Below are 26,609 nucleotides of genomic sequence, written 5' to 3'. Positions count from 1 at the left end.
CCTTTTGTTGGCCTGATAAACAGACGCGTCAAGACTCTCTATCTTGGGTATTGCTTACAGGAAGTCAAATCCCTTGTAGCGCTTTTTGGCAAATTAGCTGTAAAGCTGTCGTTTATTTGTGCGTAAACAAGGCGATAGCTTCAATATGATGCGTCTGAGGGAACATATCCAGCAATGCCAGTTTGTGCAGTTGATAGCCGTGCGCTACCAGCTTGGCGCTATCACGCGCCAGATTGGCTGGATTACAGGACACATAAACCAATGCACGGGGAGCCAGCAAGGGTAGCTGCGATAACAACTCCCAGGCACCAGCACGGCTCGGATCCAACAACAGTTTATCAACCGCTTGTAACCACGGTTGACCGTGCAGTTCACCATTTAGATCAGCACAGAAAAATTGGCAATTAGGCAGTCCAGCGGCGGCAGCATTACTGCTTGCCTGCTGCACCAGTTGTTGCACACCTTCCACACCGGTAACCTGCGCGCCAGAGGCCGCCAATGGCAAGCTGAAATTCCCCATACCACAAAACAGATCCAGAATATGTTCACCCGCTTTAGGGGCTAACCATTCGAGCGCTTTGGCCAGCATCAGGCGGTTCACGCCGCCATTCACCTGAATAAAATTACCTGGGTTAAAGTGCAGCGTCAGCGGCGGATTTAGCTGTGTAAATTGATAGAAAGGCTGAGCGCCGCGAAGATACTCATATTCATCTTCAGCGCTTTGTAATACGAGCTGACAGTCAAGATTTTCAGCCAAGCTTAGCAAGCGCTGCCGGTCTTTATCCGATAATTCTTTGGTTATACGCAGCACCACCAGCACGCCGCTATCGGCAGCGATTAACTCCACATGACCTAAACTAGCAACCCCTGCAACTGCGCCAATGCTGCGGCTAACGGTTTTATCAATGCGGATAATGCGGGCTGCAACACCGGACATTCGGTGATGGCAATCACTTTACTGCTTTCTTTGGCACGGAAACCCAAGAAAAAGCGCTTATTGGCTTTATCGTACCAAGTGGCTAACCGCGCCTTGCGCCGATATGCCAAAGGAGCATCACTTAACACTTCTATGGGCGGTAATTCAGCAATATCGGAAAATTTACTGAACAGCTCTCGTAACACCTGCTGCTTATATTGGCGCTGCTCCGTTATCTGCAAATGCTGTAAATCACAGCCGCCACAACTGCCATAATATGCGCATGCCGCCTCGCATCTATGGGCAGAAACCTGCTGTAGCTTCAGCAGTTGCGCCCTGGCATATTGCTTTTTGTCTTCGATCACTTTTACATCGGCGCTTTCACCTGGCAATAATCCAGGAACAAACAACACCTTGCCGTTAAACTGGGCCACGCCAGCGCCAAGATGATCCAGCGTATTGGCTGTCACTTGGATCTTTTGTTGACTCATTGCCGATGTTTTTGGTTTTGCTTTAAAAATTGTGCCATGCAGCTCTCTTGGGCAATAAAAATACTGGTAAAAGTGACGCCAAATCTGGCAGTCTAGTGTCGTTTAACTCTGTTGCGGAATAGCCTTTGTCGATGAAAAGTACCAACTATATGACCAAATACAGCCTGCGCTCCTGGGTGCTGGTGCTGGCGTTGGCACCGACAATACTGGTGGGTATCCTGCTGGGGGCTTATTTTACCATAAATCGTTTTTATGAGCTGGAAGATACGCTACGGGAACAAGGCAGCAATATCATTGAACCGTTAGCGATTGCCGGGGAAGCCAGTCTGATGAGCAATAACCGCGAAGCGGCCAAAAGATTGCTAGCAGCAGCGCAACTGAATAAATCAACGCTAGTGCAATCCATTGCCATTTTTGATGCCGACAACCAGCTGTTTGTTACTTCGCATTACCATAAAGATTTTGAGTTGATGCGTTATCAGCAGGATATTGCCAGTCTGAATCAAACCCAGTTTGAGCAAGTTGGTGACAGCCTAATTGTGCGCACCCCCATCTATGCGACCGGAAATCTGCTGACACTGGATGATGTACCAGGCGTCACGCAAGCCGACAAACCGGTTGGCTATGTGGCCATGCTGCTGAATAAGGAACGGGCGCTGTTAGAACAACACCGGGCGGCGTTAGCGGCTTTTATCATAGTGCTGATTGGGGTGCAGCTAAACCTGCTGTTTACCTTTCGCTTAGTGAAAAACGTCACCCAACCGATCACCGAGATGGTTCGAGTCGTGGCAAAAATTCGTGAAGGTAAACTCGATACTCGGGTCGGCGGTAATCTTATCGGTGAACTCGATCTGCTCAAACGTGGTATCAATGCCATGGCCGGCTCACTGTCAGAATATCACGATGAAATGCAGCAAAATATCGATCAAGCCACCTCAGATCTACGTGAAACCCTGGAACAGATTGAGATCCAGAACGTCGAGCTAGATATGGCCAAGAAACGGGCGCTGGAAGCCAGCCGGATCAAGTCCGAGTTTCTTGCCAATATGTCCCATGAATTACGCACACCGCTGAATGGTGTTATCGGCTTCGCCCGCCAGTTATTAAAAACGCCGCTACACGCCAGCCAGTTAGATTACATCCGCACCATTGAACGCAGTGCCAGTAATCTGCTCAGTATTATCAACGATATTCTCGACTTTTCTAAGCTGGAAGCGGGCAAAATGGTGCTGGAGAATATGCCGTTTTCACTGCGGGAAAACCTTGATGAAACAATGCTGTTACTATCCGTACCCGCCCATGAAAAACAACTGGAACTGGTGGTGGACGTTATGCCGGAAGTCCCAGATGCCGTCAGCGGTGATGCGATGCGTGTCAGCCAGATCATCACCAACCTGGTAGGCAATGCCATCAAATTTACCGACAAAGGCAGCATATTATTGAAGGTGGATGTCAACGGGCTGCAAGAAGACCGGGTGGAACTGCATTGCGAGGTTTCTGACACCGGGATTGGTATTGAAGAAGAGCAACAAGAGTTGCTGTTTCAGGCTTTTGGTCAGGCCGATTCATCGATTTCAAGACGCTTTGGCGGCACCGGACTTGGACTTATCATTACTAAACGCCTGATTAATCAGATGGGTGGACAGATAGGTTTTACATCACGCCCTGGGAAAGGCTCGACCTTCTGGTTTACCTTGCCACTGGCACAAAGCCCCTATCCACTCGGCGATCACTTACCCTTGCAGCAACTTTCTGGGAAACGGATACTGCTGTTTGAATCCAAATCCCTGTCGGCAACCGTGTTGCAACGGCGGTTGCAATACTGGCAAATGCGGGTTGAAACGGTCAGCAGCACCGCGGCGCTCAAAGCCTTACTGGCAGGCAATCCTTCCTATGATTTTATGCTGTTATCCTGTCACGATTATGATGATATCCCGGCCTTAGGGAAAATGCTGAGCGCGGCTCGGCGCTGTACCCAAGTGCTGATAGCGCTTACTGACAGTCACGACCAGCAGTTACTCAACAATGTTATCCGGCCACAGACCGATCTGGTATTGACCAATCCGGTTGGCGAATATGCCTTGGCGAGAAATCTGCTCGAATTACAGATAGCGCCAGCGCCGGTGATCATTACACCGTTGGCCCCTCCAGCCACAGCCAAGCTCCCAATGACGGTGCTAGCGGTTGACGATAATCCCGCCAATCTAAAACTGATCGATGCTTTGTTACGCGAATTAGTCAGTAATGTGCATACCGCCACTAACGGTGAGCAGGCAATAACACAAGCCAAAGCAACGGCATTTGATCTGATTTTCATGGATATTCAGATGCCGGGTATCGATGGCATCAAAGCCACGGCGGCGATTCGGGCTGACAGTGCCAATCGTAATACGCCTATCATTGCGGTGACCGCACATGCAATTAACGAAGAGCGCGAACGCATACTGAACAGCGGTATGGATGGTTACCTGCCAAAACCCATCGATGAGGTTGCACTCAAAGCCATACTCAACCGCTGGCACCATAATCTTGGGCCGGAAGGACATGACTCCCGCACATTGAATTGGGAACTGTGCCTGACACAAGCCAACAATAAAGCCACCCTAGCGCAGGAAATGTTGCAGATGCTGCTGGATTCAATACCTGAAACTCGCAGCAACATTGAGTCGGCACTAGAACAGCAACAACTGCTGCAATTACTGGCCGTTGTACACAAACTGCATGGCGCCTGCTGCTATTCGGGAGTGCCAACGTTACAGCAATTATGCCAAACCGTGGAGACGGCCCTTAAAAAAGGAGCTCAACTGCTGGATGTAGAACCCGAAATTCTAGAGTTGCTTGATGAGCTGACTAAGGTAGAATCAGCGGCCCAAAAGTTACTCTCCTCATTCGTAACGGACTGAACCATGAATGCAAAAGCGGGATTTTTTAAACGACTTAAAGCATTAAGCCTGCCGCAGAAAAAACTGTTTGCCATCGCACTATGCCAGCGCATGCTGCCCAACTATCAGTTGTTTGCTGAAGTTTGTCATTTTGGCAATCCGGCAATATTGGAGACACTGTTACAACTGCTGTGGCAGTCGCTCTATGACCCAAAACTCAAACTGAACATTGAGTTACAGTTAGCCAAGCTGGAAGAAAACACCCCAGAACCGGAAGATTTTGATGTTTATGGCGTCTACCCAGCGTTAGATGCCGTGGTAGCGCTGTCATCTTTACTTGGGGCGCTGGAGAGCAAAGTTGAAGACGATATGATCAATATCTCCAAATTATCCTCCGCCACTGTGGCCAATTATATTGAGGCCATAGCACCTGACGAGCTGACGGAACAACAGTTGGAAGATTTTGTTTTTGAGCATGCCGTCATGCAAGAAGAGCGGCAGGTACAAGAGTCGCTATTGGCTCTTGTTGAAGAACAACCGCAGGCGAATGCAGAGTTTATCAAAGAGTTGCGCAAAGAGATCGCCACTAGCGGTATTTCCAACATAGGTATTTCACTCAACTGACAGCGCAGGCTTTGTCTCTGCGACACGCCATTAGTAATGGGTTAAATATGAACAGGCCGGGGTTCCCGGCCTGTTCATACCCGATAATACGCATACATCTCAAGCATTCAACAACTCGCGCGCATTGGCTAAGGTGTTATCAGTAATAACATCGCCGCCCAATAAGCGCGCTAGCTCATGTACTCTCTGCTCATGATTTAACGGCACCATAGAGGTTTCAGTCATACCACCTTTACTCTGTTTGGCCACATACATATGTTGATGCCCATTACCGGCAACCTGTGGCAAATGCGTCACACACAAGACTTGGGTCGATTCGCCCAGCGAGCGCAACATACGCCCCACCACCGCGGCGGTTGGCCCGGAAATGCCCACATCCACTTCATCAAATATCAGTGTCGGCGTGGCCACTTTACGCGCGGTAATCACCTGAATGCCCAAACCAATACGTGACAACTCACCACCAGAGGCAACTTTCGCCATGTTTTCCAAGGGTTGCCCTGGGTTGGTACTGACGCGGAATTCCACCTCATCACAACCATGCAGAGACATCTGCTGCTGATTAAATTGCACGGCCACCACAAACTTGGCTTTGGGCATGTTGAGTTCTCGTACCGAATCGGTGACCAGTTTTTCCAGCTCTTTGGCGTAACGCTGCCGACTTTGGCTTAATTTCTGAGCCTGGACAAAATAGTTGTCACGACTGGCCGCCAATTGCTGTGCTATCTCTTCCAGTCGAGACTCATCAGCATCCAGTGTTGTCAGTTCCAATAATAATGACTGGTGATGCTGATACAACTCCGTAGGCGCTACATGGTGTTTGCGGCTCAGTTGCATCGCTTTTGACAGTCTTTCTTCAATCTGGGCAAAGACTTCTGGATCCAGTTCCAGCCGTTCCAGATACCGTTGCAATTCACCGCTGCTCTCTTGCACCTGGATCAAGGCGTCATTGAGCATATGCCCGATAGAGGCCAGCTTGGGGTCAAAGCCTTCCAGTTCCGCCGCAACATGCACGGCCTTATTCAGCAATGACTCGATATTCATCTCCTCACCATCACTGAGCAGATAAATGCCTTGTTGGCAGGCTTCCATCAAGGCGGTACCGTTAGCCAGCTTTTTATGTTCTTGCTCCAGCTCAGCAAACTCCTGTTCACCAAGGGCGAATTCGTTAAGCTCCTCCACCTGGTAACTCAGCAGTTGCTTACGGGAAATCCGCTGTTGTTGTGAATGCTGTAATTCCTGGAGTTGTTGCTCTGTCTGGCGAAAACGCTGGTAGGCGCTGCTGACAGCGTCTAACAAGAGTCTGTGGTTGGCATAACTATCGAGTAACAGCAGTTGCTGCTCACTCTTCAGCAACGCATGATGGGCATGCTGCCCATGAATACCAACCAATAGCGGCCCCAGTGCTTTAAGTTGAGCTAGAGGTACGGGATTGCCGTTGATATACGCACGTGAACGACCATCGTTACTGATTGTCCGGCGCAGGATACATTCATCGTCCAGCTCCAGATCATTATCTTCCAGCCAACGTTTGGCTTGCGGCACATCGGCAAGTGAAAAACGGGCGCTGACCTCGGCTTTGTCGGCACCTGGTCGCACGCTGCTGGCATCTGCCCGGTTACCCAGACATAATCCCAGCGCATCGATAGCAATAGACTTACCGGCGCCCGTTTCGCCAGTAATACTGGTCATGCCCGCGCGAAAATCCAGTTCCAAAAAACGCACAATGGCAAAATTGTTGATGCTGAGTTGGCAAAGCATAAAATATCCCCAAAGCACTGTATTAATGCACAGTATATACTGATTTTTTATACAGTAAATAGCTGTTGATTATTTATGCTATCACAGCAGATTAACGAGCCATGACGAGCTTCTCGTCATAGTGCTATTAAATTGTTCCCGCAATCCGCTATCATGAAGACTCAGTTTTAGTGAATGGTTTAACTCAGTAATCATATGCCGTCATCTCCAGAACTTCAGCTTATCTACTTGTTTGTGCATCTGGTAAATGCCGGCAGCTTCTCTGCCGCAGCGCGCCAGTTGCTTATGCCGGTAGCAACTGTCAGCCGTAAACTGGCACGATTGGAAGAACAGTTGAACCAACAGTTGCTGATGCGCAGCACCCGAAAACTGCGCCTTACCGAAGAAGGGCTGGCGTTATATCAAAAATATCAAGAAGTGGTTGCCCAATTTGATGCGCTCAGCCACAGCGGTAGCCCAGAAAAGCCTGAAGGTACCTTACGGCTGGCAGCACCGATTTCCATTATTGCCAATCTGCTTATTGGCTGCCTCACCGAGTTCTGTGAACTGTATCCAGACATCCAACTGCACATTGCTCAAAGTAATGAAGAGTTTGACTTAGTCGATAAGGCCATTGATGTCGCGATTGTTGGCGGCACTCAGCCGGACTCTTCATGGATCGCCTGCTCTCTTGGCGTTTTGGACTATCGCATGGTGGCATCCCCAGACTATCTGCGCCACGCTCCGGCATTACAACATCCACAGCAGTTGCATCGACATAAGATCATCAAAGCTTGGCCATTTTTTAACTGGACGCTACGCCATGCAAACGGTGATGCGTTTTACTATGATGGCCCGGCCAATCTTACGCTGACCGATCTGAATGGTGCCATCCGCGCGGCAGAACTTAACGGCGGAATTCTTTATGGCCCAGAACTGTTTGTAAAACAGCAGTTACGTGAAGGCAAACTGCAAGTGCTATTGCCGGAATGGCGCTGTGAGAAACGGCGGATTTCCTTGCTGTATCATCAACGCGGTCAACAGCCGTTAAAGGTCAGACTGTTTATTGAATTTATGCAGTCCAAAGCTGCAACGCTGTTTTCAATAAATGATGAAGCTGTGCCGTCCTAAGTATCCCGCCCTAAGATAGGCAAACGATAAAGCCCATCACCACAGCGACGGGCTTTATGGAGCAATCCACAACGCACTACAGCTGGATGCCGGCCTTGGCGAGATCTTTTTCTATCACGGTTTTTGGCAGCGGTACATAACCATCTTTTTCAACCACCTGTTGCCCCTGTTTTGACAGGATATAGCGCAGGAATTCGCGCTGCATGGGTGGCAACTCCTGATTAGGATGTTTGTTCACATAAACATACAGATAACGGGATAGTGGATAAGTACCTGTTGCTGCATTTTCCGCTGTGGCAGGGATGTAATCTTGCCCCTTTTTCGAGATAGCGACAGCTTTCACCCCGGCGGTTTTATAACCGATACCTGAATAGCCCACCGCATTTAGTGATTGCGACACTGACTGTACCACCGAGGCACTGCCGGGCTGTTCGTTAACACTCGGCTTAAAGTCACCTTTGCACAAGGCGTGTTCTTTGAAGAACCCATAAGTGCCAGACACTGAGTTACGGCCATACAGCTGAATATCTTTGCTCGCCCAGTTTCCCAACAAGCCCACATCGCCCCAGCGAGTCAAATCACTGGAACCACATTTGTGGGTTGAAGAGAAAATCCCATCGACTTGTTCAAGACTTAACCCTTTGATTGGATTGTCTTTATGCACAAACACAGCCAAAGCATCAATAGCGACCCGGATACGCGTAGGTTTGTAGCCATAATGTTTCTCAAAAGCTTCTTCTTCATTCGGCTTCATTGCGCGGCTCATAGGGCCAAACTGAGAAGTGCCTTCCGTTAATGCTGGCGGTGCAGTAGATGAACCTGCCGCTTGGATCTGCACATTGACGTTCGGATACATCTGTTTGAACTCTTCGGCCCACAACGTCATCATATTAGCCAGCGTATCTGAGCCCACCGAGGAAAAGTTACCGGAGACACCACTGGTTTTTTCGTAATTTGCTAATGTGGGATCAACGGCAGCCGTTGCAGCCGCTGAGAATAATCCGACGGTTAAGGCCATCGCGCCAACAAGCTGTTTCAGTTTCATGATTTGCTCCCGTTCAAGTGACCACACAGTTATCTGCGGTCAGTATTGGTCAATACAGTGAAAATTCTATGATCTTTTGATGACAGTTACATGACAGAGACCAAGCCAAGAAGAAAAAATAACGAGCAAAATCAACAATCAAGATTTTCAGTCATGGCAGCTAATTAGCATTTAATCGTCCGCGCCAGCTACTGTGCCAACAGATGTTGTGGGATCACAAAACTAAAGGTACTGCCTTTACCCGGCTCGCTCATCACCAACAACTCACTATGATGATGATTCAACGCGTGTTTCACAATGGCGAGACCAAGCCCAGAGCCACCCGTTTGCCGCGATCTGGCATTATCAACCCGGTAGAAACGTTCGGTCAGCCGGGCGATGTGCTGCGGCGGGATACCGATACCACTGTCACGAACACTGAACATGGCACCGGTAGCCACTTTCTTCCAACTGATGTCGATGGTGCCGCCAGGTTCCGTATAGCGAATTGCGTTAGAGATCAGATTGGAGCAAGCACTGCGCAGTTGCAGTTCATTGCCGTGGACATGCAGTTTGGTATCAAAGTCGAAATGCAGCTGGTAGCGTTCACGCGATAAAGCCTCTGCCTCGGTCCGCAGCACCGCCAGCATTTTGTTCATATCAACCACATTTTCGAGGTTAATCTCTGCTGAATCCTCAATTCTGGACAACATCAACAGTTGCTCGACCATCGACTGCATCCGCCCGGTCTGCTGCTGCATCAGTTGTAGCGCTTTGCGGTTAGGATCTGTGGCATCGGCCATGCTTTCCATCATTTCCAGATAGCCTTGCAACACCGTCAGTGGCGTCTTCAGTTCATGAGAAACATTTGCCACAAACTCTTTGCGCATGCCTTCCAGTTGCCGCACCCGGGTGATATCGCGAGCAATCAGCAGTAACTGACGATCGCCATAGGCCATTAAGCGCACTTCCAGCAGGCGTTTTTCCGAGACGGGAGAAGACAACTCTAACGGTTCCTGAAAGCGGCCTTTTTAAGATAAGCGGAAAAGTCGGGATGGCGAATAAGGTTATCAACCCGCTGGCCATTATCCTGAGGCCAAACGAGCCCCAACATCAGTTGCGCCAACTTATTGCACCACAGAATATTCAAACTGGAATCGAGCACCACTGCCGCATCAGGCAGCGCTTCTGCTCCCTGACGAAAGCGGCCTAACAATCCAGCCAACTGACTGATACGTTTACGGTTTTTCCCTTGAAGCCGATAAATACCGTTAAACACACCTTCCCAACTGCCACTGCCCTGAGGCGGGGTTAGACGGCGATCTTTCCATAACCAGTAATTGAGACGCATCAACTGCCGATAGTGCCAGGCGAGCATCAGAAAAGCACCAATGCATAACACCAGCAATACTTGACCAAATACCAGCCCAAGTAACACACAGCTCAGCAAATACAGTACCAGTCTGGAAAACAGCCGATAGCCAGAGTATGCGTCAAACATAAAAGAAAGCCCTGAATTCAGGCAGATGGGGCACAAGATAGCGCAAAATCGGCACTGTGCCCATCCCGGAATACTCAGCTACGAGTAGAGAAACGATAACCAGCACCGCGCACAGTTTGGATTAACCCGTCATGACCCGAGGGTTCGATGGCCTTACGCAAGCGGCGAATATGTACGTCAACAGTGCGGTCTTCCACATAAACATTGGTGCCCCACACATTATCCAGCAACTGTTCGCGACTGTAGACACGTTCAGGATGTGTCATAAAGAAGTGCAATAACCGGAACTCGGTTGGCCCCATATCCAGCACAGATTCACCGACTGAGACTCGATGACTGACGGGATCCAGTATCAACCCTTGCACTTCAATGGTGTCTTCCAGACGCGTTGGCGCCGCGCGGCGCAATACTGCTTTAATTCGCGCCACCAGTTCCTTCGGTGAAAAAGGCTTAGTGATATAGTCATCGGCACCCACTTCCAGCCCTTTGACCTTATCTTCCTCTTCACCTCTTGCCGTCAGCATGATGATAGGAATTTTACGGGTAAATTCGTCTTGCTTCAGCGACTTTGCGAACTGAATGCCACTGCCACCTGGGAACATCCAGTCCAGCAAAATCAGATCTGGATAAGGTTCCTTCAGTTGTGCCATGGCAGAATCAAAGTCTTCTGCGCCGCTGGCAGCAAAGCCATGTTGTTCCATTACAAAGGTGAGCATTTCCCGAATGGCAAGCTCATCTTCAACAATCAAAATCCTTGCGGTCATAAGCGTTTCTGTCAGTGAATTAACACGCAGCTATTATTGGTCAGATTTGTGACAAAATTATGAAACCGTGTCACACAGCCCCATTATTTGCCACCATTGTGTCACAAAAGTCGGCAAGAAGGCGCGGTTACCAGGAAAAATGTCACCCTGCGTCAGCATAGCCCGCAAGCTGCATCATGTAAGTGTCATAATACGATGGCGTCATTGCCAAGAAAAAGCCAGTCTAATGACTGGCTCGATAGCGTGCATTAATCTTAGAACTTGTGTTCCAGACCAACGCCAAAGTATTTGTCATCATCCGCGGCATCATCCATAGAGCGGCTGGTGTAGAAAGCGAATACTTTGGTTGGTTTAGCCAGCTTGTAATCAGCCCCTACTGACCATGAATCGCCAGTATCTTCCATATCCTGATACTGAGCTTTCAAAGTCACTTCTTTGATATCGTAGGCAGCGCTTACCAGGTAACCGTTGATGCTGTCGTTATCACCTTCAGATTTTTCCTGAGTCTGGTACATACCGCCCAGTTTGAAGTCGCCCAATTTAGCCTGCACAGAAGCACGCAGAACATCGTAGCCTTTTACTTGGGAATCATAAGCAATCGCTGCATATATTGGGGTTTTCTTGAGGTTTGCATCACCGTACATCAATGCAGTAGAAAAACCGTTGTCGCCAGCCTGGGCACTGTCAGCATCCGCGGCATAGGTCGCACCGAAACGGAAATCACCCATGGCAGGACTCAAATAAGTCACAGTCTGTGCCATACGGTTATCGCCCTTAAACAGGTGCTTAAGGTCACCAGACAAATCATTGAACTGATCAATTTTACCCTGAGAATTCTTCAGCATGGTATCGTTACGACCAACAGAAATCGCACCGAAATTACCTTTCAAGCCAACGAACTGGTTACGAGCGACGAAGTTGTTGCTGCTACTGCTGTCAGTGGCAACTTCATACTCAACGGTGTAAAAAGCAGACAGTGAATTACCGAGGTCGTAATCACCCTTAACGCCGAAACGAGAGGCGTTGCTTTGCACAGAGGTTACAGAATCTTCGCCGTTCTCATCGTTGTTCTGAACAGTGACGTTCAACTTACCGTAAACGGTCAACGGATCAGCCGCATGCGCAGAGGCAACAGAAGCAGCAGCGATGGCAGAAGCGAGTAGGGTTTTGCAAAATGCGTTCATCATTGTTTCCTTTCGACGTTCTCTCGTCTTGGTTATTGGTTTGGAACGAGCGCAAGTGTGCAATGAGCTTGTTGCAGTTTTATTTCATTTTTTCGCGGCTGTGTGACAGCGGTTTGGCGACGCGGTTGTCGCCGCTAAAAATCCCTTAATGGCGGGGTTTGTCAGGTTTTTCTGTACTTTATGACATTTTGGTTAAATCTGTTTTGTTCGTTAAAAGCTGTGCTACTGCCATGGTTTACCCCCGCTCAGGATGGCTTACACTGCGGCTTTATTTTTATCAGAGCCGTGGTTATGTGGTTTAAAAATCTCACCCTATATCGTTTCAACAAGCCTTTTGCCATCACCGCAGAAGCGCTGGAACAGGCACTTGTTGGTTATCCGTTTTCCCCTTGTTCCAGCCAGGACATCAGCAAATTTGGTTTCAGTAATGCGCTGGGAAAATTGGGGCAGGCCTTGGTACATGCTGCCAATAACAGTTATCTGATCTGTGCCACCAAAGAGGAAAAGATCCTGCCATCCCAAGTGATCCGTGAAGCGCTGGATGAGCAAGTGGCCAAACTGGAAGAGCAGGAACAGCGTAAGATCACCAAGAAAGAAAAAGAGTCACTCAAAGAAGATATCACCAGCACTTTACTGCCCAGAGCCTTCTCACGCCGCAGCCAGATCCACGCATTACTGCTGCCAGAGCAACAGTTATTGCTGGTAGACAGCTCCAGCGCCAATAAGGCCGAAGAGTTGCTGGCATTATTGCGCAAAGCCGTCGGGTCGCTGCCAGTGGTTCCCGTGAGTGTCAAAACGCCGATTGAAGTTCAACTGACAGAATGGCTGAAACAGGGCCATGCGCCAGCACCATTTGAAATTCAGGATGAAGCCGAGTTGAAGTCCGCCAGCGATGAAGGCGGTATTGTCAAATTCAAGCAGCAGGATCTCGCTGAAGAAGAAGTGCTGGCACACCTGGAAACCGGTAAGCAGGTACACAAGCTAGCACTGCATTTTGAACAATCAATTGCATTGCTGCTGCAATCTGATGCCAGTGTCAAACGGCTGAAATTTGCGGAAGAGTTCCGTGCCCAGACCGATGATGTGGCGGGTGAAGATCCCGCCGCCAAGGCCGATGCCGATTTCGCGCTGATGAGCAGTGAGCTGCAAGCCTTAGTGCTGGCTTTAATCAACGCGCTTGGTGGCTTGGACGACGCAGCGCTGTAGCTTAAGCACCAGGGAAAGGTGCCGCGACACCTTTCCTGCACCAACCGCGCTACCGAGCTGGCGCGATAATTCAGGCCTTAAAATTACCTTTGTTATCAAAGGGCCAATCGATTCCCAACCAAGCTTTAAAGAAGGCTTTTTGATGCCGGGAAACCTCTTTTACTGGCTGCAATTGCAGCGTTCCTGAGGGTTGCTGCCCCAACACCACTTGATGGCTGACCAAAGTATCATTGCTGAACAGCGTCAGGGTAATCGTCTCTCCCGCCTGAAAGTCATTGAGCCGCTTACCAAAACTTTCAGCAGTCACCTTGATACCATTCACGGCAATCAGTTCATCGCCAGCCCCAATCCCGGCCTGCCAGGCAGGACTATTACGTGCCACCCGTTTCAGGGTTAAACCATCACCTAGGCTAATGCCAAGATAGGGCTGCATTTTGCTGTCGTTACCATAGCTCAACTGTAACCCGGCTTGAGCCAGCAATGCCGCGAAATCCAAGCTCAAGGGTGAGTCCACATGCTGCTGCCACCAGTCATGATAATCGCGGCCACTCAGTTGTTGCAGGATCTGTAGTACATCTGCGACCTGGTAGCCTTTAGGCACTCGATAATCTTGATATAGGCGCTTATGCACCTCCCGGTAAGAAGCCTTCAACGCTGTGTCATGCAACAGGGAAAAATCCAGCGCCAAAGATGCCATATAACCTTCTGAGTAGATATTCACACTGTTATTGGCAGCATAGTCGCCCCCACCGCTAGTCCATTGATTCAGACTGGCCGCCGCCACTGACTGCACCTCGCGACCTGGCGTGTGCTGATTCGCTTCTATGCGTTTTGCCAGATCGTCCAAAAACTCTTTTGGCGTCATCACCCCTGCACGCAACAGCAACTGATTCTGGAAATAGCTGGTAGAACCTTCCGCAATCCACAACAGCGGGGTCATGTTCTCCTGTTGATAGCGATATGGCACCATCGCGGCTGGGCGGTAAGCTTTCACGTTCCAAGTATGGATAAATTCATGGGCCGCCGTGCTGATAAACCGCAGGTAGTCCTTGCGCTCGCGAAAATTAAACCGTGGCAACTGAATAATCGTCGAATTGATGTGTTCGGTGGCACCGCGAGCGCCACTGGTGGCATGCACCATAAACACGTAGTGATCGAATGGATAACCGTGCCAAATCGCTTGGGACTCGGCGGTAACCTTTTGTAGATCACTCACTATCTGCTCTAGGTTGTAGTTGCCTTCGCCCCAGACCACCAATTGATACGCTTTCCCATCCGCCTCAAAACTGCGCTGCTGGCTGATACCGCTTTCAATGGGAGAATCCACCAGCACATCATAATTTGCTGCACTAAATTGCTGCGCCCCGAGGCGGCCCATACCAGAATAACTTTGCCAATGGTCGGGAACACGCAAGGCAACTTGCACCGGTTCCTGACGAAATTCCGGGCTGTAGACCAAAGTACCACTGGCATCCAGAAACGCATGGGTGGCATCAATATGCCGTACCCGTTGTCCAAGTTCGTTAGCATACAGTTGATAAGAGATGGTAACCGCTGTCGGTTTGTCGAGTTGTACCTGCCACTCACCAACATCGGTTCGCTGCCAAGACAGTGCTTGCCCCGCGGCATCACGCGCTTCGAAATGCCGCACACCATCCGCCAGCGGCAACACTTGATAACGGCCAGTACGCCATATGGGCAGATTGACATGCAGTATATGACTATCGGTCTGAGGAAATAACGCCTGCACTTGGGCCAGATGGTGCTCTGGTGACGATAAATCTATCTGATACTGCACCTCGGCGGCGGCCTGAGACATCCCCCTAATGCAAGTAACGAGGTTAACGACAACATTGACAAACTGCTGATTTTCACTCGTAATTCCATCCTAATTCATTGTTATTGTTTAAGCGGCTGATTATATCAAGGGAAGAGTGCTGGCTCAGCTATTCCACATAAAAGCTAACAATTAAAATCCCTTTTCGCTTCGAGGCCTGTAACATGCGTTTTTGGACAGCAGCATTGCTGCTTTTTATGATGTGCTGGATACCACAAGCATCGGCTCAAACTGCTGATGAAACTGAGATAGCCCTGCGAGAAACGCCGCAGGCGCTCTACGAAAGCATCATTAAAGATTACCCTACGGATTTACAATTCAGTTCCCGCGCGCAATTGCAGCAACAAGCCAAGGCGCTACGGCTTGATCCTCAAACGCTGCTCAACAATATGATGCTGTTAGTGCGTCTCAACTTAGATGTTCAAGTCAAAAAAATAATAAACAGACTGAAGCGCGGCAACTCTTGGATCAACTGCAACTGGTTGTGCAGAGTGATGCTGAAAAAGCCATGCTGTTAAATCTTGAAGGTCGCTATCAAGGAAGGATAAAACAAGATTACAATCAAACGATTACATTAAATAACCAGGCACTATCGCTGCTACAAAACAAAGACGATCCCGCCTCCTTAGTGCTTAAATTTGTCGTTTACGAAGATCTCGGCGTTGTCAGCCTTATGCTCAAAAAGCAACAGGCAGCACTGAATAATCTGCTCCAACTAAAAAAGTTGCCGAACAACTTCACAGTCGTTATCTGATTGCGGAAGCTGAAACCAAACTGGGTAAATATTTCCGTTCCCAAGATAAGCTAGAGCAGGCATTAAAACACTATATAGCCGCTTACCAGTTATCTTCCCAAGAGAATTCGTTATACCAAAAGGCGGTGTTACAGCTCAATCTCGCCAAGCTTTACCGCGATCTGGAACAATGGGACGACGCGCTCAATTATAGTCATCAGGCCATAGATTCTTTTAAAAAGCTGAATTTTGACGCTTACTTGTCCAGTTGTATGACAGTGATTGCCACCGTTTATGCACACCAAGAAGAGTGGAATAAAGCCATTGATTATTACCTCAATGCCCAACAGATAGATGCTAAGTTACAAAATATCATCGCCCAAGGACTGAATTTTCATAATCTCGGTGAAGCCTACTTCAAACTGGGCAACCCTGAAAATGCGCTGGACTATCTGCATCAGGCTAACAAGATATTTCGTGAACGCCACAGCAATCACTATCTGGTGTACAACGAACTGCTGATCGCCCAGGTAGCAAATGCCAGTCACACCTGGGAATTAGTGCTAGATCATGCTCAAAAAGCCGAAGCGCTAGCGCAGCAACTGCACCTCGATGCTGAACTTGCCGAAGCCCTTGGTTACCAGGTTAACGCTTACAAAGCCAAAGGTGACAACCAAACCGTTGTGGCGCTACAGGATAAATTGCTCACGCTAAAGCAATCCCAAATTGCGCAACAGCAAGACCAGCAACAACAGCGTCAGAGCGGCGAGCTGAACGAGCAACAACTGACGCTAAAAGTCACCCAGTTACAGCAACAAAACCAGCGCCAGCAAGAGATACTCAATACCCGAGATTACTTTATTGGGGCGATTCTGCTGCTGTTAGTGGTCGCGGGCAGCTATTGTCTGTACCTGCTGCGAGAACAATATCGGCACAAACGCCAACTGGCAGTCATACGGCAATGCAATACCACGGACCCAATCACCGCCTTACCTGGGTTTCGTGGTTTCTGCGAGCAAATATATGAGAATTGCACAGCCATCGCGTTATTGGCAGTAAAGACAGAGTTTGCCGCAGATCTGGTTCGTGGTCACCATCAAGCCAGCAAACGGCAACAAACCCTGCTACACAAACTGCGCCACCTGAGCAAAGCCCAGGTATACAGCCTGCGGCCCGGACTCTATGGACTGGTCTTTGAAGAAGCACTCAATGCCAAACAATTACAACATCGCCTTGACGGACTGACCTTGGACGAACAGCCGCTAATGACCGACTTCGGCTTTATCCCCCACCCTTTGCTCGCCGATACCGATGTACAACTCCCGACGGCGATCCTCTATGAAACCCTGCAACTGGCGTTGTCTGCCAGTTTGAGTTTACCCTCGGCAGAAAGTCATTATGTGGCATTGTCGGCGTTGGATTTCACCCCTTCGGGGATCTTTTCGAACCCATTATATGAGCAATTAGAAAAAGGCATCGACCGTGGCTTTATCCGAATAGAGACCAACGGGAATAAGAGCGAGATCCACTGGCCGCCCACAGTAATGAGTGCCATATCAGACAATCACGATATTATTTGATCAACCTGTCAAAACCAAAGTGGCAAATATATTAGATCATTTGCAGCGGCAATGGTTTGCTATAACATTAGCGATAGGCGAAGCGCCACACGGTAGCGCCTGCATAACCAGCAGTATTTCCGATGCCTAGGGAACTCAACAGGAATGAATGACGACAGTTCGAGCGTGTCACAAGTTAGTCTGTTGAAACAGAAATTACAGGCTACCAAAGTGGCATTGGAAGAGATCAACGAAGACCGTAACAGCAAATTGATGGCGCTGGCACAGTTGATCACCCAAATGAGCCTTGCCTGTAAGGGGCACAATCTTGAACTGGACAATAAACTCGCCAAACTCCGCATCAATGTGGGCAATTTTGAGCATCTCGATGAAGTCTTGCCAGAGTTGCCAGAAATCGAGCGTTTGCTGAAAAATCAGTACCATTTAGTCACGGGAAAACTGGAACAGAGTCGCACCGGACTGACCAATTTTAGCCGTGAATTACAACGTATTGATAGTCTCCCTGAAAAGCTTTCCCGCGAGATCAGTATCTTCCGCCAAGAACTGAGTAAGCCGTTTCACAGTATCTGGGAATATATCCCAAAAGTAGAGCAACTCATCGGCTACTACGAACAGGTACTGTTAAAGCAGCAACAAGGGGAAGTGCTGGAACTCCTGCCTATCCATCGGCAGCTTTCCCATGAACTGGCACAGTTAATTACTGACATTGAATTTCCCAAACCACAGCGTGCACAGGTATTGCAACTGAAAGAGGTGCTTTCCAGCGACACCTTACAGGTTGAGGAACTACTGAGTGCCTATCAGACGATTCTCCGATTATTGCTGGAAAATATCGCGCGCGAGAAATCCACGTCTCAGGAGTTCTTGCAAACCCTCAATGATGCGCTCACCTCGGTGAGAGACATTGTCAGCGATTCATATAGCCAAACCCAGCACAGCCAACAGTCAAAGCAACGACTGAATCTTGAGATCAATAGCCAAGTCAACAATGTACTTGGCAGCATCAATGAGATTGATGAAATCTCACTGCTGAAGCAAAAAATTACCGAGCACCTGAGCGCCCTTCAAAACAGTCTGGCCCGCAAAGAGGCGCTGGAACAACGGGAAACCGCCTTGCTGCAGAAATCTGTCAATACCCTGCGTAAAGAGTTAGCGGATCTGTCAGCCGAAACCCTGTCTTATAAAGAGCGCCTGTTTGAACAGCAAAAAATTAACCAGCTTGATAGCCTGACCCAATTGCCCAACCGCGCGGCCTTGGATGAACGCATGGAGCAAGAGTTCCGTCGCTTCCAACATAACCAGAGTACACTGTGGATTGCCGTGGCCGACATCGACCATTTCAAGCTGATCAACGACAGTTTTGGTCACAGCACCGGCGACAAAACCTTGCAGGTGATTGCCATGGCGTTGAAAAATTCCCTGCGCGATACCGAATTTGTCGCCCGTTATGGCGGCGAAGAGTTTGTACTGTTGATCCCCGATGTTTCCGCCAATGACATTACCCAGTTATTAAACCGGGTACGCGAAAAAATTAAAAATATTCCGTTTAAATTTAAAAATCAGCGAATTACAGTTACATTATCTATCGGTGCAGCACAGGTGTTCAACGGTGAGCATATCTTGGACACCTTTGAACGTGCTGACGCTGCACTCTATAAAGCCAAACACGAAAGCCGGGACCGGGTCATTATCGACTAATCTTCATGAGGCCAGTCCGGCACAGGAGTCATGATGATTGTCAAAGTAAATCCCAGAGGCAGCATGGATCAGCTGTCGCAGCTGGAAGTCGATCTACTCAAGCAAAGCGCACAAAGTGAACTGTACCAGCTCTATCGCAACTGCTCATTGGCAGTGCTGGCCTCAGGCTCAGAAACCGACGATGCCCGCGCCCTCTTCAAACAGTTTGACGATTTTGACATCAACGTCGTCCGCCGCGAACGTGGAGTAAAGCTGGAGCTGCATAATCCTCCCGCGTGCGCGTTTGTCGATGACCAGATTATTGTGGGCATTCAGGAACATCTGTTTGCGGTACTGCGCGATATTATTTACGTCAGTAACAAATACAGTCATGTCACCCACTTGGACTTCAGCAATTCCAACCATATCACCAATGTGGTCTTCGATATCTTACGTAATGCCCGCGTGATCTCGCCGATGCTGGAGCCGAATGTCGTGGTGTGCTGGGGCGGACACAGCATCAGCGAATATGAATACAAATACACCAAAGAAGTGGGTTATCAGTTAGGACTGCGCAAACTGGATATCTGTACCGGTTGTGGCCCTGGCGCAATGAAAGGGCCAATGAAAGGTGCGGCTATCGGCCATGCCAAGCAACGCATCCACGATGCCCGTTACATCGGGCTGACAGAACCCGGGATCATTGCCGCTGAACCACCAAACCAGATTGTCAATGAATTGGTGATTATGCCGGACATTGAAAAACGGCTGGAAGCCTTTGTGCGGATGGGACACGGCATCATTATCTTCCCAGGTGGCCCCGGCACCGCAGAAGAGCTGCTATATCTACTGGGCATTTTGCTCAACGAGCAAAACAAGGACATCCCCTTCCCGCTGGTACTGACAGGTCCTGCTGGCAGCGCCGAATATTTTGCCGAAATTGACGCGTTTATTGGTGCAACCCTCGGCCAGGAAGCACAAAACCGCTATCGCATTATTATTGATGATCCCGAGGAAGCCGCACGGGTGATGCGCTTTGGTATGGAGGATGTCAAAGCCCATCGCAAGCTCACTGGTGATGCCTATCAATATCAGTGGGGCCTGAAAATCGATGCGGATTTTCAATTACCCTTTATTCCCACTCATGAGGCAATGGAAAATCTCGACCTGCATTTTCAGCAGGATAAAGCTAAGTTGGCGGCCAATCTGCGCAAAGCTTTTTCCGGCATTGTGGCCGGCAATGTCAAGAAAGACACCATTCTTAACATCGAACAACATGGTCCCTTCAATCTCAGTGGCGATGCCAAGTTAATGTCGATGATTGATAAGCTGCTCAACGCCTTTGTGCGCCAAGGCCGCATGAAATTACCCGGTAGTACTTATGTTCCCTGTTATCGGGTCTGCCAATGAACCGATTGTTGATCATTGATGGCATGAATCTGGTACGCCGTTTATATGCGGCGCAGCCAGATGAACAAGATCTGGCAGGACTGGCGCAACGCTCCATCAGCGCCTGTCGCAAACTCTGCCTGCACCATCAGCCGTCCCATCTGGCAATTGTCTGGGATGGCGAGCAAGAATCCTGGCGCAAAAAGTTATACCCGGACTACAAAAAGGTCGGAAACCGATGCCGCAACTGCTTGCCGACTATCTGCCGCAGTTAAAGCAACTGTTAGCCGCAGAAGGCATGGCATCGGTCAATGCCGACTCAGAAGCCGATGACGTAATAGCCACACTGGCCAGTAAAATCTGCCAACATGGTGGCGAAGCCGTGATTGTTTCAACCGATAAGGGCTTCAGTCAGCTACAGTTTAAAGGGTTGCAGCAGTGGGATCATTTCAGCAACGCGTGGCTGGATGTGGCGGCGCTGGAGCAAAAACTCGGGATCAGCCGCCATCAGTTACTGGATTTTATGGCACTAAGCGGTGACAGCGGCAACCGCATCCCTGGCATTCCCGGCATTGGCCCTAAATCAGCTGCAGAGTTGCTGAAAAGTTTTCGATCGCTGGCCAACATCTATAATGCACTAGATAAACTGGGTAGCAAACAGGCTGAAAAACTGCGCAACGGTTATGATATGGCACGCCTCAGTTACCGTTTAGCCAAACTGCGCACTGACTTGGATTTGCACATTAATCTCAGTGATTATCGCTGGCAGTCACAATAAATACCGGCTTACAAATCGCCGATTTACTTGTGAGATCTCGCGGTGTTTGATGATAAAGCTGTTATCTAAACGCATTTAAGGAAAGTACATGAAGAGCAAAATCCCGGTGGTTATCGGCACCTTATTTCTGGCTTATATCGCGTTTGTGGCCGTGGTGGTATTAGTTTACAAGCCCAACCCAGAAGATATGAGTTGGGAAGACCGCCAAATATATAACCAGGGAAATTGACTGAGCTTAAATTGGGGCAAAGTGGGGAAAGCGTGCTAGCGCTGATGGGGCGTCCCGACTTTAGTGAAGCCAAACTCAGCCAAGGGCAAACGCTAAACATTCTGTTTTATCGCACCCACCAGACCAAATCTGATGGCATCACCACCAAGGATGAATGTACCCCGCTGTTATTTCGTAACGATCAACTGATCGCGTGGGGGGATGACACCTATCAGCAATATCTGCAACAAGCGGTAGACAGCAAACCCACTCAAGATAATGCCGCGACCACCACAGCGAAATCGAGCGACAATCATTAGCTTCATTCGTCATATGGCTGTGGCAAACAACAGGGGCGAATTCGCCCCTGAGTTTATTGCATCTTAATCTTCTGCTGCCGGCTCGCGGTAGGCTTCGCCAGAGATCATCCACTGTGGTGCTTTGCGGCCTTTCAAGTAGTGATCAAAGAACTGTTTCATTCTGATCGTGTAATCCAGCTTATTGGGATATTGCTTCAGATGATGTGGTTCGTCCTTATATTGCAACATGATTACGTCCTTACCGGCACGCCGCATCGCCATATAGAGTTCAATCCCCTGCTCCCACGGTACCGCATCATCACGATCGCCAAACATGATCAGCAGCGGCGTATGAATGCGCTCCACATAAAATACCGGAGAATTCTCGATATATTTTTGTGGTGCCTGCATCAGGCTCTCGCCGATACGGCTTTGCCCAGTTTCATATTGGAACTGACGCGCCAGCCCAGTCCCCAGACGGATGCCACTGTAAGCACTAGTCATGTTGCTCACCGGCGCCCCGGCAACAGCAGCCTTAAAGATATTGGTCTGGGTAATATCAAAGGCGGTTTGATAACCACTCCAAGAGTGTCCCTGTAAACCAATAGCATCCGGATCGGCAATGCCCAATTCAATCAGCTTTTGTACTCCCGCGGTCAAAGCCTTAACCGAACTAATCCCGGGATAACCTACTTCAAAACGGATATCCGGCAAAAAAATCACGTAATCATCTGCCGCATACCAGGCAAAATTGGGACGGTGATTGATTTTCATATCCGGGAAAGCAAACAATCTGTCACTCATAAAGCGGTAGTAATAAACCAGCACCGGATAACGCTTGCTTGGCTGATAATGTGGCGGTTTGATCACCACACCATCCATTACCCGGCCATCGCCATCACGCCAATGCACCAGTTCCGCCTTGCCCCAAGGTAGTTGTTGCCGCTGCTTATCTAGCGTGGTCTGCTGCTCGGCGCGCTCTGGATGCAGCACCTCGGCAGTATAAAGATCGGGATAGAGATCATAACGCTGCTGGCTGAATACAAAGGTGGCCGCCGCATTGGCTCGCGCTAACACCTTGAGCTTTGCCGGGGCATCCAACAGCACTTTTACCCCGGCCTTACCGATTTCTGCCCGATAAAAAGCATCGGCTTTTGTACGTTCACTGTATCCTTGCAACAGCACTGACTCACCATCCTTCACCGTGGGAGCGAATGCGGCATCGGCTTGTGCCAACGCCTCCACCCGGAAGCTCCGCTGCTGTTTGCGCCCGGCTCCGGCGGTCAGCATGAAACCGTGATGGCTCGTCGTATCAAATTGCCAGATATCGTATTTGTCATACACCAAAATTGCTGAATCATCGGCTAGCCAAGGGCCAAAACCGTAACCAGGGGCCGCCGAAGGATAGTCATGATCTTCATCGGCAAACGGTGTTTTGATATCGCCACTTAACAGAGATTTTCGACCGTCAGCAATGTCATACAGGTAAATCTGTCCACGCTGATACCATGCCAGATATTTGCCAGCAGGCGAGTAAGTTGGTTCACTGTCGCGCGGTTGTTGCGCCAAAACTTGTGTTTTATGGCCAGTATTCACGTCCACCAGATAGAAATCCCGGAAAAAACCCGCCCAGGTAATCATTTTACGGTAAGGAATATCTGAACTCGCTAACAGGAACCGCTTGTGTTCTGATAGCTGCACATCCGGCACTGTGGTGTCGGCTAACTGCACCACATTACCCGATGATAAGTGCAACACGGCCAGATATGTCCGCTGTTGTTCCTTAGCGTACTGTTTGATTTCATTAGGTTTAATCAGTGGATCATCACCATGCCAAATATTCAGACCACGCTGATCCGTAATGAGCTGCTCGCGGTAAAGATCCGCTTCTTGAGTTACCTTGGGTAGATGAAACTGCTGGCTGATCTGCGGCACCCGTCCGAAAAACAGTCGTTGACCATCTGCCGAAAAATTCAGTTTGCTGTAGTGATTCAACCACCAGCCATCGGCACTTTTGTCGGCACTTTGAATTGCTGAAAACTTTCCGGTTTCCAGACTGTAAAGCGCTAAACGGTACGGACGTTCCGCAGCCACAACTGCCGCATTACCCGCAGTGTAAGCCAAATGCGCGGCGTCACGGCTCAGCGCCACGGCCCCTATCTGCTCAGATTGGCTGTTGACCAATTCTGCTTGCTTAAAACTGTCCAGTCGCAGTAAGAGCAATTTATGCAGCTCACTGGCGGTGTCGTTTTGCGCCAACGTCAGGTAGCGACTGTCATATGAGAATGCCCAATCGGTAACATTCGCAAAATGCTGCGACTTACCCGTTGCCAGATTAAGCACGGTGAACTGACTGCCAGCATCTTCCTTCGCGGTTTTCTGGCTGGCGTTACTGGCCGTTTCGGCCGCATTGTCACTGTGGTCGGCTTTATCGTCTTTTTTAGCATCTTCTGGCTCAAACCATAGCGCTAGAAACTTGCCATCTTCAGAAAACGCCTGGGCTTTTACTCGCTCAAACTGCTGCACTGCACCATTTTGATTATCCAGCAGTAACACGCCAGACTTGAGTTTTTTACGCGCTTTCGCCGTGGATTTTTCCAGCTCAAGTAATGACGGTTTAACCGTAAACAGGGTGAAACGACCATCATGACTGATGATAGGATCTGAGCCGCCCGCCGCGGTAAACAGCTGCCCGTCACTCAGGCGTTTAACAAAACCCTGACTATCACCACGATCTGGAGCGGTACTGTAAGCCAACACTTTGCCTTGAGCATCCAGCGTTTGCGCCGTGAGCGACTGGAAATGCATAATATCTTCCAGCGAGAGCGTCTTGTTGGGTTGCGCCTGTAGTGTCCCCGGCAGAATTGTCAGCAGCAGCAATGAAGCAAGAGTCGAAAACTTCAAGGTGTTCCTCTCGTTCTTGAAACGGCAATCAGTCGCAGTAATCTGCGCTGGCATGATTGCCTAATGAAAATTTTGTAACGTTTAGCCTACATAAAAAGGCGGGGCTTTGCTCACTAATTTCCTGTGAAAAGTGTTTAAAAGTGTTTAGAATAAAGGAGATCTATATCACAGAATTTTCTAACACTAACCGTGTTCACCACACGGTTGTTTATTCGCCTAAATGCTAACCCGTGGAAGGATTCTCCATGTCAAAAAGAACCATTACCGTGATCCCCGGCGACGGGATCGGTCCAAGTATTATTGAATCAGCACTACAGATTTTAGATAAAGCAGGATGTGATTTTGAGTACGAATTTGCCGATGCAGGTTTAGCGGCTCTGGAAAAACAAGGTGAGTTGTTACCGCAACGAACATTAGATCTCATCGAAAAAACCGCATCACCCTTAAAGGCCCGCTAACCACGCCTGTCGGCGAAGGCTTCACCTCCATCAACGTTACCCTGCGTAAGAAATTCAGCCTCTATGCTAATGTGCGCCCCGTCCTTTCTTTCAAAGGCACAAAAGCACGTTATCAGGATATCGATATCATCACTGTGCGTGAAAATACCGAAGGGATGTACTCAGGTTACGGCCAGAAAGTCTCTGAAGATGGTAGCACCGCCGAAGCCACCAGTATCATTACCCGCCATGGTGCCGAACAGATCACCACTTTCGCTTATGAACTGGCGCGCAAGGAAAACCGCAAAAAAGTCACTATCGTGCACAAAGCCAACATCATGAAATCTACTTCTGGGTTGTTTTTGAAAACTGCCCGCGAAGTCAGCCAGCGCTATCCAGATATCATCACCGAAGAGATGATTGTGGATGCCACTTGCATGAAGTTAGTGATGAATCCAGAAAACTTCGATGTCATTGTCACCACCAACCTGTTTGGTGACATCCTGTCGGATCTGTGTGCGGGCTTGGTTGGCGGTCTGGGGATGGCTCCCGGTGCTAATATTGGTAAAAATGCGGCCATTTTTGAAGCCGTACATGGCAGTGCGCCAGATATTGCCGGTAAGAATCTAGCCAACCCAACTTCCGTTATTCTGGCATCGGTACAGATGTTGGAATACCTGGGAATGTCAGATAAAGCGGCCCAAATCCGCAATGCCGTGGCCGCAGTGATTGCCGAAGGTGACCGAACCACTCACGATTTAGGTGGCAGTCATGGCACTACAGATTTCACCCAAGCAGTGCTAGAACGTCTGTAAATTGCCAACGGCTGAGACTGGGGCCATAAGGCCCCTTTTTTATGCAATGCTGCGGCTGACTTGATCTCGTGGACATAGACGCTCAAGATAAATACAGAGGTAATAGATCTTGGAGGCAACGTGTTTAAAGCCAGTCTTGCCAATCTCAGAGGCAGCAAACAAACAGTGCTTGAAAGGGAAATTGCCAAAGAGCAATCAACCGCACTGGGGAAAGCGGGCCGTCGTTTAAAAGCCACACTGGATGCTTATCAGACCGATAGCGCCTGCCAATTTCGCCGACATACCGAAGCATGGCACATCCAGCAACTCACGGACGCCGTCTATGCGCTGATGGTCACCCGTGAATTTCTAGGATTTGTTGATTGCAATCTGGAATGGATCTGCCAGCAATATCCTTTGCCACAAGCCGTGCTCGAAAACCTAGCACCAGCCAAGCAACTGGAATATTTGCAGCAGGAATGGCACTACCGTTAAGCCACCTGCTGCGGC

15 protein-coding genes and 5 pseudogenes are annotated in these 26,609 nt (G+C 49.2%); 12 read left to right on the top strand and 8 right to left on the bottom strand.

Annotated features, from left to right (window positions below; genetic code table 11):
* Positions 1–112: 112 nt before the first annotated feature.
* Positions 113–1,407, bottom strand: a pseudogene (rlmD, locus tag KHX94_RS21545) (23S rRNA (uracil(1939)-C(5))-methyltransferase RlmD).
* 131 nt (positions 1,408–1,538) lie between these two features.
* Between rlmD and barA the strand changes: the two are divergent.
* Both barA and KHX94_RS15715 read left to right on the top strand, forming a co-directional pair.
* Positions 1,539–4,310: a two-component sensor histidine kinase BarA gene (barA, locus tag KHX94_RS15720; protein ID WP_213683477.1), complete on the top strand. Its 2,772-nt coding sequence runs from the start codon at positions 1,539–1,541 to the stop codon at positions 4,308–4,310.
* A gap of 3 nt (positions 4,311–4,313) precedes the next feature.
* Complete coding sequence (locus KHX94_RS15715) at positions 4,314–4,913, top strand: YjaG family protein (protein ID WP_213681346.1); 600 nt, start codon at positions 4,314–4,316, stop codon at positions 4,911–4,913.
* 99 nt (positions 4,914–5,012) lie between these two features.
* Here KHX94_RS15715 and recN read toward each other — a convergent pair whose 3' ends face one another.
* Positions 5,013–6,674 carry a DNA repair protein RecN gene (recN, locus tag KHX94_RS15710; protein ID WP_213681345.1) on the bottom strand — a complete coding sequence of 554 codons (1,662 nt, stop codon included), beginning with the start codon at positions 6,672–6,674 and terminating at the stop codon, positions 5,013–5,015.
* Positions 6,675–6,869: 195 nt separating this feature from the next.
* On the opposite strand from recN, the gene KHX94_RS15705 reads away from it, so the two are divergent.
* Positions 6,870–7,784 carry a LysR family transcriptional regulator gene (locus KHX94_RS15705; protein ID WP_213681344.1) on the top strand — a complete coding sequence of 305 codons (915 nt, stop codon included), beginning with the start codon at positions 6,870–6,872 and terminating at the stop codon, positions 7,782–7,784.
* A 76-nt stretch (positions 7,785–7,860) separates the two neighbouring features.
* Here KHX94_RS15705 and KHX94_RS15700 read toward each other — a convergent pair whose 3' ends face one another.
* The 4 genes and pseudogenes from KHX94_RS15700 to KHX94_RS15685 all read right to left on the bottom strand — a co-directional run bounded on the left by KHX94_RS15700 (position 7,861) and on the right by KHX94_RS15685 (position 12,260).
* Entirely contained in the window at positions 7,861–8,829 is a 969-nt protein-coding gene (locus KHX94_RS15700) for a PstS family phosphate ABC transporter substrate-binding protein (RefSeq protein WP_213681343.1), read from the bottom strand.
* Between the two features lie 188 nt (positions 8,830–9,017).
* Positions 9,018–10,309 (bottom strand): annotated as a pseudogene (gene phoR, locus KHX94_RS15695) (phosphate regulon sensor histidine kinase PhoR).
* Positions 10,310–10,383: 74 nt separating this feature from the next.
* Positions 10,384–11,073: a phosphate regulon transcriptional regulator PhoB gene (gene phoB, locus KHX94_RS15690; RefSeq protein ID WP_213681342.1), complete on the bottom strand. Its 690-nt coding sequence runs from the start codon at positions 11,071–11,073 to the stop codon at positions 10,384–10,386.
* 254 nt (positions 11,074–11,327) lie between these two features.
* A complete protein-coding gene (locus KHX94_RS15685) occupies positions 11,328–12,260 on the bottom strand; it encodes a porin (RefSeq protein ID WP_213681341.1) in 933 nt (310 codons plus the stop codon).
* A 288-nt stretch (positions 12,261–12,548) separates the two neighbouring features.
* On the opposite strand from KHX94_RS15685, the gene rdgC reads away from it, so the two are divergent.
* Positions 12,549–13,463, top strand: a complete 915-nt coding sequence (gene rdgC, locus KHX94_RS15680; RefSeq protein WP_213681340.1) for a recombination-associated protein RdgC — start codon at positions 12,549–12,551, stop codon at positions 13,461–13,463.
* Positions 13,464–13,533: 70 nt separating this feature from the next.
* On the opposite strand, the gene KHX94_RS15675 is transcribed toward rdgC, so the two are convergent.
* Positions 13,534–15,282: a M61 family metallopeptidase gene (locus KHX94_RS15675; RefSeq protein WP_213681339.1), complete on the bottom strand. Its 1,749-nt coding sequence runs from the start codon at positions 15,280–15,282 to the stop codon at positions 13,534–13,536.
* Between the two features lie 481 nt (positions 15,283–15,763).
* Here KHX94_RS15675 and KHX94_RS15670 point away from each other — a divergent pair, with 481 nt between their 5' ends.
* The 6 genes and pseudogenes from KHX94_RS15670 to KHX94_RS15645 all read left to right on the top strand — a co-directional run bounded on the left by KHX94_RS15670 (position 15,764) and on the right by KHX94_RS15645 (position 21,985).
* Positions 15,764–16,054: a hypothetical protein gene (locus tag KHX94_RS15670; protein WP_213681338.1), complete on the top strand. Its 291-nt coding sequence runs from the start codon at positions 15,764–15,766 to the stop codon at positions 16,052–16,054.
* The gene (locus tag KHX94_RS15665) at positions 16,051–17,613 is read left to right on the top strand and encodes a tetratricopeptide repeat protein (RefSeq protein ID WP_342345846.1); all 1,563 of its coding nucleotides are present in this window, start codon (positions 16,051–16,053) and stop codon (positions 17,611–17,613) included. The genes KHX94_RS15670 and KHX94_RS15665 overlap by 4 nt, the downstream gene beginning before the upstream one ends.
* A 144-nt stretch (positions 17,614–17,757) precedes the next feature.
* On the top strand, positions 17,758–19,311 hold the full coding sequence (locus tag KHX94_RS15660; protein ID WP_213681336.1) for a GGDEF domain-containing protein: 1,554 nt from the start codon (positions 17,758–17,760) through the stop codon (positions 19,309–19,311).
* 33 nt (positions 19,312–19,344) lie between these two features.
* Complete coding sequence (ppnN, locus tag KHX94_RS15655) at positions 19,345–20,700, top strand: nucleotide 5'-monophosphate nucleosidase PpnN (protein ID WP_213683476.1); 1,356 nt, start codon at positions 19,345–19,347, stop codon at positions 20,698–20,700.
* Positions 20,697–21,457 (top strand): annotated as a pseudogene (gene xni, locus KHX94_RS15650) (flap endonuclease Xni). The gene ppnN and the pseudogene xni overlap by 4 nt, the downstream one beginning before the upstream one ends.
* An 88-nt stretch (positions 21,458–21,545) precedes the next feature.
* Positions 21,546–21,985, top strand: a pseudogene (locus KHX94_RS15645) (DUF3192 domain-containing protein).
* 63 nt (positions 21,986–22,048) lie between these two features.
* Here KHX94_RS15645 and KHX94_RS15640 read toward each other — a convergent pair.
* On the bottom strand, positions 22,049–24,868 hold the full coding sequence (locus tag KHX94_RS15640; RefSeq protein ID WP_425314019.1) for a S9 family peptidase: 2,820 nt from the start codon (positions 24,866–24,868) through the stop codon (positions 22,049–22,051).
* Between the two features lie 245 nt (positions 24,869–25,113).
* On the opposite strand from KHX94_RS15640, the pseudogene KHX94_RS15635 reads away from it, so the two are divergent.
* Positions 25,114–26,120 (top strand): annotated as a pseudogene (locus KHX94_RS15635) (isocitrate dehydrogenase).
* A gap of 120 nt (positions 26,121–26,240) precedes the next feature.
* The gene (locus KHX94_RS15630) at positions 26,241–26,594 is read left to right on the top strand and encodes a hypothetical protein (protein WP_213681333.1); all 354 of its coding nucleotides are present in this window, start codon (positions 26,241–26,243) and stop codon (positions 26,592–26,594) included.
* The last annotated feature ends 15 nt before the right edge of the window (positions 26,595–26,609 follow it).

The organism is Shewanella dokdonensis (genome assembly GCF_018394335.1).
GTDB lineage: Bacteria > Pseudomonadota > Gammaproteobacteria > Enterobacterales > Shewanellaceae > Shewanella > Shewanella dokdonensis.
Note: the sequence above shows the minus strand (reverse complement) of the source record. Positions and strands in the feature narration are given on the sequence as shown.

What these genes read in the sequence shown, in the direction of transcription:
- rdgC (WP_213681340.1), top strand. Translation starts at nt 12,549, where the DNA reads ATGTGGTTTAAAAATCTCACCCTATATCGTTTCAACAAGCCTTTTGCC.
- ppnN (WP_213683476.1), top strand. Translation starts at nt 19,345, where the DNA reads ATGATTGTCAAAGTAAATCCCAGAGGCAGCATGGATCAGCTGTCGCAG.
- barA (WP_213683477.1), top strand. Translation starts at nt 1,539, where the DNA reads ATGAAAAGTACCAACTATATGACCAAATACAGCCTGCGCTCCTGGGTG.
- recN (WP_213681345.1), bottom strand. Translation starts at nt 6,674, where the DNA reads ATGCTTTGCCAACTCAGCATCAACAATTTTGCCATTGTGCGTTTTTTG.
- KHX94_RS15685 (WP_213681341.1), bottom strand. Translation starts at nt 12,260, where the DNA reads ATGATGAACGCATTTTGCAAAACCCTACTCGCTTCTGCCATCGCTGCT.
- KHX94_RS15705 (WP_213681344.1), top strand. Translation starts at nt 6,870, where the DNA reads ATGCCGTCATCTCCAGAACTTCAGCTTATCTACTTGTTTGTGCATCTG.
- KHX94_RS15675 (WP_213681339.1), bottom strand. Translation starts at nt 15,282, where the DNA reads ATGTCTCAGGCCGCCGCCGAGGTGCAGTATCAGATAGATTTATCGTCA.
- KHX94_RS15660 (WP_213681336.1), top strand. Translation starts at nt 17,758, where the DNA reads ATGAATGACGACAGTTCGAGCGTGTCACAAGTTAGTCTGTTGAAACAG.
- KHX94_RS15715 (WP_213681346.1), top strand. Translation starts at nt 4,314, where the DNA reads ATGAATGCAAAAGCGGGATTTTTTAAACGACTTAAAGCATTAAGCCTG.
- phoB (WP_213681342.1), bottom strand. Translation starts at nt 11,073, where the DNA reads ATGACCGCAAGGATTTTGATTGTTGAAGATGAGCTTGCCATTCGGGAA.
- KHX94_RS15700 (WP_213681343.1), bottom strand. Translation starts at nt 8,829, where the DNA reads ATGAAACTGAAACAGCTTGTTGGCGCGATGGCCTTAACCGTCGGATTA.